Annotated in this window: 12 protein-coding genes; 8 read left to right on the top strand and 4 right to left on the bottom strand. The window is 38.6% G+C overall.

Annotated elements, in window-relative coordinates; translation table 11 throughout:
* Positions 1 to 17 precede the first annotated feature (17 nt).
* Together focA and DS885_RS04985 are read right to left on the bottom strand one after the other, a co-directional pair.
* Complete coding sequence (gene focA, locus DS885_RS04990; protein WP_113818305.1) at positions 18 to 1,538, bottom strand: formate transporter FocA; 1,521 nt, start codon at positions 1,536 to 1,538, stop codon at positions 18 to 20.
* 331 nt (positions 1,539 to 1,869) lie between these two features.
* The gene (locus DS885_RS04985; RefSeq protein WP_113818304.1) at positions 1,870 to 3,147 is read right to left on the bottom strand and encodes an HlyC/CorC family transporter; all 1,278 of its coding nucleotides are present in this window, start codon (positions 3,145 to 3,147) and stop codon (positions 1,870 to 1,872) included.
* Positions 3,148 to 3,475: 328 nt separating this feature from the next.
* On the opposite strand from DS885_RS04985, the gene DS885_RS04980 reads away from it, so the two are divergent.
* Positions 3,476 to 4,219 (top strand): endonuclease, encoded by a 744-nt coding sequence (locus DS885_RS04980; protein ID WP_220149645.1) that lies wholly within the window; start codon positions 3,476 to 3,478, stop codon positions 4,217 to 4,219.
* A 64-nt stretch (positions 4,220 to 4,283) separates the two neighbouring features.
* Here the strand turns inward: DS885_RS04980 and DS885_RS04975 are convergent, their stop codons facing one another.
* A complete protein-coding gene (locus DS885_RS04975; protein ID WP_113818302.1) occupies positions 4,284 to 5,078 on the bottom strand; it encodes a cytochrome C assembly family protein in 795 nt (264 codons plus the stop codon).
* Positions 5,079 to 5,377: 299 nt separating this feature from the next.
* On the opposite strand from DS885_RS04975, the gene ffh reads away from it, so the two are divergent.
* From ffh to hldE, 7 genes are all read left to right on the top strand, one after another.
* Positions 5,378 to 6,811: a signal recognition particle protein gene (gene ffh / locus DS885_RS04970; RefSeq protein ID WP_113818301.1), complete on the top strand. Its 1,434-nt coding sequence runs from the start codon at positions 5,378 to 5,380 to the stop codon at positions 6,809 to 6,811.
* A gap of 208 nt (positions 6,812 to 7,019) precedes the next feature.
* The gene (gene rpsP, locus DS885_RS04965) at positions 7,020 to 7,268 is read left to right on the top strand and encodes a 30S ribosomal protein S16 (RefSeq protein ID WP_113818300.1); all 249 of its coding nucleotides are present in this window, start codon (positions 7,020 to 7,022) and stop codon (positions 7,266 to 7,268) included.
* A gap of 26 nt (positions 7,269 to 7,294) precedes the next feature.
* Complete coding sequence (gene rimM, locus DS885_RS04960) at positions 7,295 to 7,822, top strand: ribosome maturation factor RimM (RefSeq protein WP_113818299.1); 528 nt, start codon at positions 7,295 to 7,297, stop codon at positions 7,820 to 7,822.
* Positions 7,823 to 7,841: 19 nt separating this feature from the next.
* The gene (gene trmD, locus DS885_RS04955) at positions 7,842 to 8,588 is read left to right on the top strand and encodes a tRNA (guanosine(37)-N1)-methyltransferase TrmD (RefSeq protein WP_113818298.1); all 747 of its coding nucleotides are present in this window, start codon (positions 7,842 to 7,844) and stop codon (positions 8,586 to 8,588) included.
* Between the two features lie 42 nt (positions 8,589 to 8,630).
* Entirely contained in the window at positions 8,631 to 8,981 is a 351-nt protein-coding gene (gene rplS / locus DS885_RS04950; RefSeq protein WP_113818297.1) for a 50S ribosomal protein L19, read from the top strand.
* 283 nt (positions 8,982 to 9,264) lie between these two features.
* On the top strand, positions 9,265 to 9,636 hold the full coding sequence (locus DS885_RS04945; protein ID WP_113818296.1) for a YbaN family protein: 372 nt from the start codon (positions 9,265 to 9,267) through the stop codon (positions 9,634 to 9,636).
* Between the two features lie 92 nt (positions 9,637 to 9,728).
* The gene (hldE, locus tag DS885_RS04940) at positions 9,729 to 11,156 is read left to right on the top strand and encodes a bifunctional D-glycero-beta-D-manno-heptose-7-phosphate kinase/D-glycero-beta-D-manno-heptose 1-phosphate adenylyltransferase HldE (RefSeq protein ID WP_113818295.1); all 1,428 of its coding nucleotides are present in this window, start codon (positions 9,729 to 9,731) and stop codon (positions 11,154 to 11,156) included.
* Positions 11,157 to 11,251: 95 nt separating this feature from the next.
* Here the strand turns inward: hldE and DS885_RS04935 are convergent, their stop codons facing one another.
* Positions 11,252 to 12,589: a TolC family outer membrane protein gene (locus DS885_RS04935; RefSeq protein ID WP_113818294.1), complete on the bottom strand. Its 1,338-nt coding sequence runs from the start codon at positions 12,587 to 12,589 to the stop codon at positions 11,252 to 11,254.
* Positions 12,590 to 12,986: the final 397 nt, after the last annotated feature.

The following is a 12,986-nucleotide window of genomic DNA, read 5'->3' as shown; positions in this document are numbered from 1 at the left end:
CAGCTAGATATAAAGCGTTAAGCTGCTTGGTGCGAATGCTGTGTCGCTGGTTCCGTTTGCTTAGTGTCTGGTGTTAAGTCACTTAATAAATAGTCGGTGATATGTTGGCGGCTAATCGTTGCAACGACTTTATCATTTTCTATTACTGGGTAGATAGAAGGGCGTTTAGCGGCTGCTTTGTTAAGGCGTTGTTGATAGTCTAGATATTGGCTAGAGAGTAATACACCTGAGTCACTGACTGGGTAAAGGATCGTTTTATCTACAGTCATAAACTCAATCAGTTCTGACACGCTTTGCTCCGGTGTCACACTGAGTACTTCTGTTTGCATTACATCGTTTACCGTTAATTCACTGTCTAGTTCAAAATCGTTAGCCCACCATGAGCGTAATAAATCCTGCTCCGAGACAAAACCTACTAAGTTATTGTCTGCATTAACAACCACAGCGCCACGTACCTTATGTGTTGATAATTGAAGTAGCGCGGCTGTGGCACTTTGTTGCGCAGTTAACGTTACTGCTTGTGTGTCCATAAGTTGGGCTACGGTTAATTGTGTAAGTGATGAATTTTTCATGATTGAAACTCCTTGTGATGGAAGGTGAATAGCTGCTGATGTAGCTGTATATATATTTGCTTTATGTGTTGTTGTTGAAGTATCTGTGGGGGTTAAAGGGGTTGGTGTTGCGTCATAAATAAACCAGTACCCTAACCCAACCATCACTCCTCCTCCGACTATATTGCCGAGTGTCACTGGGATTAGATTGCTGGTAATAAAATGGCTCACTGTTAAGTCTGCGAAGCTATTGGCGTTATATCCTAGAGATAGGAGGTATTCAGGTGATACGGTATTTTGTAAAACAATACCCAAAGGCACCATGAATAAATTGGCGATGCTATGTTCAAAGCCACTGCTTACAAACATGGCAACAGGTAATATCAGTAGTAACGATTTAGTGAGCATATCTTTGCTGCTAAATGTCATCCAAATGCCTAAACAAACCAATAGGTTACATAAAACACCTAATGAGAAAGCTTCTAACCAAGTATGATGAATTTTATGCTGGGCAAGCTTGAGGACACTTAATCCCCACTGACCTCCATCGAGTAGATACATTTTCCCACCAACAACTAATAGCAGGATTAACATCGCACCAACAAAGTTGCCGATATAAACGCGTCCCCAACAAGCTAATAGCTGTTTACTGTTGAGCTTACCTTGTGCCCAGGCAACGCTACTGAGTAAGGTGCTAGTAAAAAGTTCTGCACCGCAGACAACCACTAAGATCAGACCAAGACTAAAAGCAATACCGCCTGCTAATCTAGTTAATCCCCAGGATGAGGCATCTGATCCGGTTGTGACGGTAACGTAAAAAACAAAAGCGATGGCAATGAATATTCCGGCAAATACTGATAAGCCAAAAGAGTGCCGAATACTTTTATTAATCTTATGTAATCCATACTGGCTCACCTCTAATAAAGGCGAGGCGAATGGCATTTGTTTGATGGTACTTTCATTTATGCTGCTAGTGGGATGATTCATATTCAATCACTAAGCCTCCGAAGTATGTGTAAAGAAAATGTTTAATTAGCGTTGTAGATTCGCTTTAAAAACAATACGACGATTAGCTTAAGAAGAATATTTGATAGTTTTTATTATCAATATCAGGAATATTGATAATGAGTTTTATGTTGGTAGGTCATATAAAACCAAGCAGGGGATATCACAGCTATTGATTGAGCTGATAAAGGAGTTGTTGTTATGGAGTGTGGTACGGGAGGTGTTCGTTATTAAAAGAGATGTCAACATATCTAGCCGTGAATCTTAAATGACTAGATATGATGTCATCGATTTTTTAAATTCGCTTAGCGATTTAAACCGTTTCTTCTGTATATAGTGCAGGTAGAATTTTAACTAATTTAACCATATTATTTTCTACTTCCATGATCTCCATTGGGTAACCACAAATGCGGGTACTGACAGCAGAAGTAGGGATAGTTTCTAAGTGCTCTAAAATTAATCCATTTAATGTGCGGGGGCCATCGGTAGGTAATGACCAGCCCATCTCTTTATTAAGATCTCGGATACCAATACTACCTTCAATAATATAGCTATCGTCTTGTTGCTTATGTATCTCTTCAGAGCTGTGTGGCTCATGTGTGGTGGTAAAGTCACCCACAATTTCTTCTAGAATATCAGCTAAGGTCACTAGGCCTTGAATATCACCGTATTCGTCGACAACCAAACCCATACGTTCTTTGTTTTGCTGGAATTTGATCAACTGCGTATTGAGTGGAGTGCCTTCGGGAATAAAGTATAACTCACGCACACTTCTCAATAAGGTGGTCTTAGAGAAGTCTTCTTTTAAGAAGTTAAGTAAGGAATCACGTGCATGTAAAAAACCAATCGCCTCATCAATCGTATCGCGATATAACAAGGTCATTGTGTGTGTGCGATGCTTAAGTTGCTTTAAAATAGTTTCCCAATCTTGGTTGATATCAATGGCCGCAATTTCATTTCGTGGCACCATAATTTCATCAACAGTGACTTTTTCCAGCTCTAAAATACTTAATAACATTTGTTGATGGTGCTCTGGGATCATCGAACCCGCTTCATTCACTACTGATCTTAACTCATCACTAGAAAGCGCATGATCGCTTTGTTCGTTAACATTAATGCCAAATATGCGTAACAGGCCGTTAGAGATACCATTAATACACCAAACAAATGGACTGAGTAATTTTTGTAATGGAGCGAGTAACAGCGAACTTGGGAATGCTATTTTTTCAGGGTACAAGACGGCTAACGTTTTTGGTGTTACTTCAGCAAATATAAGTATCACGAAAGTTAATACACCTGTTGCGATAGCAATACCTGCATCACCAAATAAACGTTGCCCAATAATAGTGGCAATTGCTGAGGCTAAAATATTTACCAAGTTATTGCCGATTAGGATCAGTCCAATGAGTTTATCTGGCTTGTTTAATAACATTTCAACACGTACTGCTGTCTTATTTTTATCTTCGGCTAAGTGACGTAAGCGATAACGATTTAAAGACATCATACTGGTTTCTGAGCTTGAGAAATAAGCTGAAATGATGATTAAAATGACTAAGCTAATAAATAGTGCACTTGTAGGTATATCGTTCAAAAGTTGTCTCTATGGTTGCTTTAAAAAATAAACATGAATAACCTCGATATTAGCGAAGAAACACCGATATAACAAAGTAGATTTTCGAAAAATGAAGATTAATAATAAATTTTAGATAGAAACCATAAAAGACTTTGATAAGTTTGATTAAAGAAGAGGATTTGGCTGATTTTTTATATTGAAAAAGGATCATTACCTCCTGCAGGTTAGAAGGTTTTTTGTACAGATTATTAAGGTTAAATTAATTCCTTGTTTGCTTTCTTAATTGCTTGTTTTTTAGGCGCTTTATAGTAGATAATATGCCCTTTTTTTATAAGGGAATATAACTATCAAAACTTTTATTATTTTATCACTGTTGCCACTCTCTTTATCACTCCACGCAGAAAATACACAAATACAGTCTTTTTCCAGTGCCAAGAAGAAATTGGAAAAAGAGATCTATTTAACTTCTCAAGATCGCCATACGGTTTATTGTGATGCTGAATTTGATAGCCAAAAGAATATTATCCCGCCGAATGGATTCGAAAGTGATAAATATCAGAAGAGAGCTAAACGTATCGAATGGGAACATATTGTTCCCGCTGAGAACTTTGGGCGTAACTTTAGCGAATGGCGTAATGGCGCTGCTGTTTGTGTTACCAGTAAAGGTAAAAGCTACAAAGGACGCCGTTGTGCTGAAAAAGCCAATGAAGAATATCGTTATATGCAAGCTGATATGTATAACTTATATCCCGCGATTGGTTCTGTGAATGCAAGCCGTCGTAACTATAACTTTGTTATGTTAGGTGATGTTGAAAGTAGTAGTTTTGGTAGCTGTAAAATGAAAATTGTAAACAGTAAAGCGGAGCCTCCAGAAGCAAGCCGAGGCATTATTGCGCGTACTTATTTATATATGGATGGGTTATATACTCATTATAAAATGAGTAATCAGCAGCGCCAATTAATGAATGCTTGGAATAAAACGTATCCTGTTGATGCCTGGGAATGCGAACGAGCAAGGCGTATTAGTAAGATTCAGGGGAACAGTAATCAGGTACTTGAACAAAGCTGTAGAGAGGCTGGTTTTAATTAAGTAAAAAGGCATTAGATAATTGAGAAAGCAGCAATATTGAGTAAATGCTGCTTTCTCTTGATTGTTAAAGAATAATTTCTCGTACTATTCGACTACCGAAATAAGCGAGTGTTAATAATGAAGAACCGGCAATAGTAATGTAAATGACTAAACGTCCACGCCAGCCATTCTTATAGCGACCCCATAATAACACCGCATAAACAACCCAAGCGATCATGGTTAATAGTGCTTTATGGCCATTCTCAGATTCAAACATATCCTCTATGAAGATAAAGCCTGTGAGTAAGGTGCCGGTTAACAAAATAAAACCAATGAAAATAAGTTGGAATAAGCTTTTTTCTAACGTCATTAATGGTGGAAGATTTACTTTGCATAATAGTGTTTTATGCTTTTTTAAGCGATGATCCACATAAGCTAACTGCAGGGCAAATAAACTGGCAATAGTCATGATCGCATAAGCTAATATCGCTAATATAATATGTATCCCAAGTTGAGGATGATTCTCTAAATGGGTGATGTAATGGCTAGGTAAAAACATCACGACAATAAAGTTAATCGCGTTAAACCCATAAACAACCGGCAATAGCACTCCGGTGTTAACCTTTTTACTCATAGCAAAAGAGAGAAGGGCAATGACAAAAGTCGCTAATGATAAAACATTTAAGATAGGGAGGTTTTGCCCGTTAACCAAGAAGATATGTTGGTATAACCACACTGCATGCGTTAATAAAGCAATACTAGAGAGGCTTATCATTGGCATGCTGAAAGTAGGGTTAGGATTACATGAAAAAAGCTGTCGGCTAGCTAATACGCCACTGAGGACATAAAAAACAATGCTTATAATTGCCAGTAGATCCATATGTTGTTGTACCTATTATCGTAAAGTGAAACTGTTTAAGGCTCACATTATAAGCTTTATTAAACAGATGAGAAGTTAATAGTATTTTTCATTCGTTATAAAAGCAATTATAACTATTATCATTTAGGTGTTTATATGACTGCCACATCAAAATCGCTAAATGTGCTAAATCATAAAGGGTAACGGCATTAGGGGTGAGCTTCAACTAAACAATTCCAATGACTGTTCTTATTTTGCACCTTGGGTGATAACGGGTATAATAAAAGAATCCTAATAATTAATAGCAATGAGTCATAAACATGTTTGAGAACTTAACGGACAGATTGTCGAAAACGCTGAAAAATATCAGCGGCAAAGGTCGATTAACAGAAGATAATATCAAAGGTACATTACGCGAAGTGCGAATGGCACTGTTAGAAGCGGATGTAGCATTGCCTGTTGTTCGTGATTTTATTCAAGCAGTTAAAAAACGTGCTATCGGTAGAGAAGTCACTAAAACACTAAATCCAGGGCAGGCGTTTATCAAGATCGTACAAAGCGAGCTTGAATCTGCAATGGGCGAAGTTAATGAAAACTTAAATCTAGCGACTCAACCGCCAGCAGTCTTATTAATGGCCGGTTTACAAGGTGCGGGTAAAACCACCTCTGTTGCAAAGCTTTCATTATTACTAAAAAACAAAGAAAAAAAATCTGTTTTAGTAGTAAGTGCCGATGTTTACCGCCCAGCGGCGATTAAACAGTTGGAAACCTTAGCATCTGAAGTTGATGTTGAGTTCTTCCCAAGTGATATCACACAAAAGCCTATTGATATTGCAAATGCCGCTATTGCACATGCGAAAAAGAAATTTATTGATGTAGTGATTGTTGATACGGCGGGTCGTTTGCACGTTGATGGCGAAATGATGGATGAAATCAAAGATCTTCATCAAGCTATTAATCCTGTTGAAACCTTGTTTGTCGTTGATGCCATGACTGGTCAGGATGCTGCAAATACAGCACAAGCGTTTAACGAAGCTTTACCACTAACAGGGGTTATCTTAACCAAAGCTGATGGTGATGCACGTGGTGGTGCTGCTTTATCTATTCGTCATATTACTGGTAAGCCTATTAAGTTTATCGGTATGGGGGAGAAGATTGATGCACTAGAACCGTTCTATCCAGATCGTATTGCTTCTCGTATCCTAGGCATGGGTGATGTTCTTTCATTAATCGAAGAACTTGAAACTAAAGTCGATAAAGATAAAGCTGCGAAATTAGCGAGCAAAGTACAAAAAGGTAAAGGTTTTGATCTAGAAGACTTCCGTGACCAGTTAGTGCAAATGAAAAGCATGGGCGGCATGATGGGCATGATGGATAAACTACCTGGTATGTCGAATGTACCTGATGCAATGAAGAGTCAAGTGAACGATAAAGCAACTAATCAAATGGAAGCGATCATTAACTCAATGACTAAAAAAGAGCGTGCTAAACCTGAAATCATTAAAGGTGGCCGTAAGCGCCGTATTGCAGCAGGTTCAGGTACGCAAATTCAAGATGTAAACAAGTTACTTAAGCAGTTTACGCAAATGCAGAAGATGATGAAAAAGATGTCTGGCAAAGGTGGGATGCGTAAAATGATGGGCGGAATGCAAGGAATGATGGGCGGCATGGGCGGTGGTATGCCTGGAATGGGTGGCGGTATGCCTGGTGGCATGAAAATGCCTCCTGGTTTAGGCGGTTTCCGTAAAAAATAAGTACCTATAACGCTTAGTTAAAGCACTCTAAAAGCCCCGTTGGAAGCGATTCAACGGGGCTTTTTGTTTTTTTAGTCTTAAGTACTCTTTGTAAATTGTGATTTTGATTGTTCTTTTCTCAAATAAGAGTATAATTTTGCGGCTTTCTACAGAAGCAGGTGGTCAGAATTCACTGACTTTCGACGTTTAACAATATAAAGAGGACGATATGGTAACTATTCGTTTAGCTCGTGGTGGCGCTAAAAAACGCCCATTCTACCAAGTGGTAGTAACTGATAGCCGTAGCCCACGTGACGGCCGTTTCCTTGAAAAAGTTGGTTTCTTTAACCCAACAGCACAAGGTCAATCAGAAAAATTACGTTTAGATACAGATCGCATCAACCATTGGGTTGGTCTTGGCGCACAGCTAAGTGATCGTGTAGCTAAATTAGTAAAAGATAACGAAGTAGCTGCTTAATTGCAGTTAGGTGAAGGGGATATTCGGTGAGCGATAAAGCACAACCAATAGAGATAGGCAAGTTTGGTGCGGTTTACGGCATCAAAGGCTGGTTAAAAGTCCACTCCTACACCGATGATCCGGAAAGTATTTTTCAATACAAACCATTGTTAATGAAATCTGCTGGTGGAGTTCAAGAAGTAATTATTACTGATTGGAAACGCCACAATAAAGGTTTTGTTGCAAAAGTAGATGGTTATGATGTTCGTGAAGAAGTACAAGCCTTAGTTGGTATTGAGCTTTTAGTGAATCCATCAAGTCTTCCTGAATTGGAAGCTGACTTTTACTGGCGAGATTTGGTCGGGTGTCAGGTTAAAACTGACAAAGGTTATCATCTTGGTGTTGTCACCGATTTGATGGAAACAGGTTCAAATGATGTACTTGTTGTAAAAGCCAACTCGAATGATGCTTTTGGGCAAAAAGAGCGGTTAATTCCGTTCATCGAAGAGCAAGTAATATCCAATGTTGATATTGCAGGCCAACTAATTACTGTTAATTGGGAACCTGATTTCTAATTACCCTAGGAGAAAAGTTATGTGGTTAGGGGTTATTAGCCTCTTCCCGGACATGTTTCGGGCCATTAGCGAAAATGGGGTAACAGGTCGAGCGATTAAAAATAACCTGATCTCTATCGAATGTTGGAATCCTCGTGATTTTACATTAGATAAACATAGAACGGTCGATGATCGTCCCTATGGTGGTGGACCTGGTATGTTGATGATGGTGCAACCTTTGCGGGATGCGATCAACGCAGCAAAACAGAGTGCAAGAGAAGCAGGGCATGAGGCAAAGGTGATTTACCTTTCTCCTCAAGGTCGACGTTTAGACCATCAAGGTGCACAGTCACTATCAAGCTCTGATGCTTTGATATTAGTGGCAGGGCGCTACGAAGGGATAGACGAACGCATAATCGAAAGCTTAATAGACGAAGAATGGTCTGTTGGTGATTATGTGTTAAGCGGTGGTGAGCTACCGGCGATGATTTTAATGGATGCTGTGGTACGTTTTGTACCGGGTGTACTAGGTCATAGTCAATCAGCTGAACAAGACTCCTTTGCGGATGGCTTGTTGGACTGTCCTCACTACACAAGACCCGAGGTGTTAGATGGAAAACAAGTGCCAAGTGTTTTATTGAGTGGTGATCACGAGAAGATTCGTCAATGGCGATTAACTCAATCATTACAACGCACGAAACAAAGAAGACCCGATTTATTACAAAACCTAGCTCTGACTGACGAGCAAGCAAAATTGCTTGCTGCTCTGGACAGTAGCTCCAACTAGACAGCGATGTTATTAGTTAACTAGGCATAAAAAGGTATAAAAATGAGCAAGATTATAGAAGCAATTGAAAACGAACAACTTCGTACAGATATCCCTGAGTTCTCTCAAGGTGATACTGTTGTTGTACGTGTTCGCGTAAAAGAAGGTGAAAAAGAGCGTCTTCAAGCATTTGAAGGTGTTGTTATTGCTAAGCGTAACCGTGGTTTACATTCAGCATTCACAGTTCGTAAAATCTCGAGCGGTGAAGGTGTTGAGCGTGTATTCCAAACTCACAGCCCACTTGTAGGAAGCGTTGAAGTTAAACGTCGCGGTCTGGTTCGCCAAGCTAAACTTTACTACTTACGTGAACTTACTGGTAAAGCTGCTCGTATTAAAGAGAAGCTAGGTAAGTAATTTCATAGTTTTAGCTTAATAAAATAAGCTGAAACATGTAAGTTGCAAATTGCTATAATAAAAAGGTCTGCTGATGCAGGCCTTTTTTTTTGCTTTAATTCTTTAGCGTAATACAAGCTTTTATTATGTGAATTAAGATGTTTCTATTCAGCGAACATTATAATACTTAATGGATAGTTTTCACTTGGCGGAGCTTGCAACCAATTGTTTTTATTCTATTATTTTTTTAATAGTTAATTCGCTAGGCTGAAAACATGAATATGAATACCTACTGGGAGTGGGAATGAGAACGATCTTATTAAAATACACCTTATTTAGCATTGGCCTAATATCGACGATATTAGGTGCGTTAGGTGTTATTTTACCGCTCTTGCCCGCCACCCCTTTTTTTATACTAGCGCTATTTTGTTTTTCAAAAAGCTCTCCTAAGTTTCAACAATGGTTATTAAACTTACCGGGTATTGGTAATGACCTGAGAAACTGGCAGACACATAAAAAAATTCATAAAGAGCGTAAGCCTGCAATCTATTTGAGTGTGGTTATTAGCTTCCTTATCTCAATTACCCTATTAATAGGAAAACCACATTTACAACTTATGTTGATCACCATGATGTGTATATTACTTTTATTTATTAGACGCCTACCTGAGTATTAATCTCCATTTACCTACAAATTTGATGTTTTGAAAATGTGATTTGATGATCTCTGTGATAATCTAAGCCGATATATGGTTTAGAGATAAATAAAATGAAAATAACCCTACCTGAATATGAAAAAGCCAATGTATTAGTCGTTGGCGATGTAATGTTAGATCGCTATTGGCATGGTCCTGCAGCGCGTATTTCTCCAGAAGCCCCTGTTCCTGTTGTTAATGTGAAACAGGTTGAAGAGCGTCCGGGTGGTGCAGCTAACGTTGCCTTAAATATTGCCGCGTTAGGCGCCAAGTCAAATATCATTGGTTTAGTGGGCGCAGATGAAGCTGCTCAAGCAATTAAAGATAGCTTAAGCTCTGTTCACGTTGAAACCGACTTTGTTACGGTAAGCAGTGCGCCAACTATTACCAAGTTACGTGTATTAAGCCGTCATCAACAACTGATTCGTCTGGATTTTGAAACCTCTTTTAGTGATGTTGATAGCGCACCTATGATCGCTAATATGAACAAAGCATTGCGTGCTAAAAATCCTGTTGTGGTGTTTTCTGATTACAACAAAGGCTCTCTGGCTGACGTACAAAAAATGATTCAAATTGCCAAGCAGCAAGGTGCAACAATATTAGTGGATCCAAAGGGGACTGATTTTGAAAAGTACCGTGGCGCTACCTTATTAACACCAAATTTATCTGAGTTTGAAGCTGTGGTTGGCACCTGTGACAATGATCAAATGTTATTTGAACGTGCCGCTCAATTGGTAAAAGATCTAGATTTAGAAGCGATGCTAGTAACACGAAGTGAACATGGCATGACGTTAATACGTGAGAATCAAGCACCTTTCCATCTCCCTACACAAGCACAAGAAGTATTTGATGTAACTGGTGCAGGTGATACGGTTATTGCTGTCTTAGCGGCTTCTATTGCTGCTGGTAGTAGTTTTGAAGATGCCTGTGCATTAGCGAATGCCGGCGCTGGTGTTGTTGTTGGTAAGATTGGTACTTCAACGGTGAATACTATTGAATTAGCTAATGCGGTATTTAGTCAGCAAGAGATTGGTTTTGGTGTCCTGTCTGAAGAGCAATTGAAGTTAGCGGTAAAATTAGCGCAACATCGCGGTGAAAAAGTCGTCATGACAAATGGCTGTTTTGATATTTTACATGCCGGTCATGTTTCCTATTTGAATACAGCAAGAGAGCAGGGTGAACGCCTTATTGTTGCAGTTAATAGTGATCAATCTGTACGCCGTTTAAAAGGTGATGGTCGACCAGTTAATCCTGCAGATCGTCGCATGGCCGTATTAGCGGGCTTAGGTGCTGTGGACTGGGTGGTTGAGTTTACTGAAGATACACCACAGCGTTTGATAGCAGGAGTTTTACCTGATCTATTAGTAAAAGGTGGTGACTATAAACCAGAAGAGATTGCCGGCGGTGAAGAAGTGATTGCTAATGGTGGTGAAGTGCGCGTTTTACAATTTAAAGATGGCTGCTCTACATCAGAAATAATTAAGACTATTCGCAATAATTAAGGCTATTCGCCATAATTAACGACTCATTAAAGCTAGGGCGTTCAGCCAATAAAAAAGGGAAGCAGTTGCTTCCCTTTTATCTATTAAGTTGTTAATTAAGAGCTAGTGTCAGTCTTTTTAATCTCGTTAGTTTGCTTTGATAACCCTGCTGAAATATCAAATAGATCCTGTTCAGTTAATGTACCTGCTGATAGTTTTAGCTGTAACATGTTAATGATGTAATCGTAACGTGCATTAGCTAATAGGTTCTCAGACTCGTATAAGCTATTTGTTGCATCTAGTACATCAACAATTGTACGTGTACCTACTTCAAAGCTTGCTTCGGCGGCATCTAATGCACTTTGTGATGAAATTACACTTTGCTCATAGGCACTGATAGAACTCACAGATGCTTGAACATTGTTGTAACCACTACTAATACTCACTTCTGTACTACGGAAGGTTTCTACTAAATCTTGGCTAGCCATGACGTAGCTGTATTGTGCTTGTTTTACCTGTGATGTAATTGAACCGCCAGAGTAAATCGGCACATCTAGACTTAACCCAGCTGTTGCAGACTTTGCAGCATAAGAGCCTGAATCGTAATCATCGTAGTTATAATCGTCGTAATCTAAATCTAATGTGAAATCAATCGTTGGACCATGCCCGGTTTCAGCTAAGTCGATATTCATTTTTGCTAATTCTTTAGCGATACGCATCGAGTGAAGCTCTAAATTATGTTCAATCGCTCTATTGCGCCACACGCTTACGTCACCTTCCAATGGTGTTGCTTGGAAGTTTTCAGTATCAAGGTAAGTGACTTGTTTTACATCTTCGCCAGTTAACTGACGTAATAGGTAGTAATTATTGGCTAAGGTGTTTTTGGCTATAATTAAATCGGCAACCGTTGTGTCGTATTCGGCCTGTGCTTCATGCACGTCTGTGATAGCAATTAAACCGACATCAAAACGTTGCTGAGTTTGCTCTAATTGACGTTGAACAGCACGCTTATTTGCTTCAATAGATTTTACTGCCTCATCAGCACTCAATACATTAAAGTACGCAACTGCAACACGGTAAATTAAGTTCTGTGCTGCGTAACCATAAATCGCAGAATATTGTACTGCTTGTTTTTCAGCAATATCTGCATTTTGCCAATAAGTACCATTGTAAATCGACTGTGTTAGATCAAAGCCTGCACCGAAGTAATTATATCGGCTAGTATCTCGACTTGATTGTACTCTGTTTGCATCTAACCCAAACCCTATTTGTGGCAACAAGTCTGCTTTTGACTCATTTACTTGCTCTTTAAAAAAGTCATATTCAGCTTTGCTTTTTAAAATAACAGGATCTTTTAGTTTCGCGGCTTCGTAAACTTGTTTTAAAGTATCTGCATTAGCAGCTAGGCTTGATAAACCTAGTAAGGTCGCTATATAAATGCGTTTTAGAGTCATGGTAAGAAGATCCTATTGGGTATATTGTTATGATACTTATTATCTTAGTAAGCTTAACAAGCACAAAGTTAAGCATGGGTTAAGCATATTATAAACTATTTTTTGTTATCTTTATTATTGTAAATTTAAACTGAATATAAGGAATAATTAACGATCTATATTAAAAATGATGCTCAGCCTCTAATGTCTGATCCTGTTTATAAAGATTATTTAAATGCAATAAATTGATTATTCATTCTAAGCGATTGACTTAGAGTGAAGTAAATCCATTCAAAGATAATGTTTTTAGCATGGTGGTTTGCTTTATGTTAATGATTTTAATGGTGTTTTTGTAAGGTTATTTACATACATAATCATTAAGTTAAATCATTAAATTGTGACCAATATCCTATATCTG

It is taken from the genome of Psychromonas sp. B3M02, from assembly GCF_003318165.1.
Taxonomy (GTDB): domain Bacteria; phylum Pseudomonadota; class Gammaproteobacteria; order Enterobacterales; family Psychromonadaceae; genus Psychromonas.
The sequence above is the reverse complement of the archived record's forward strand: the minus strand, read 5'-3'. Positions and strand labels throughout refer to the sequence as shown.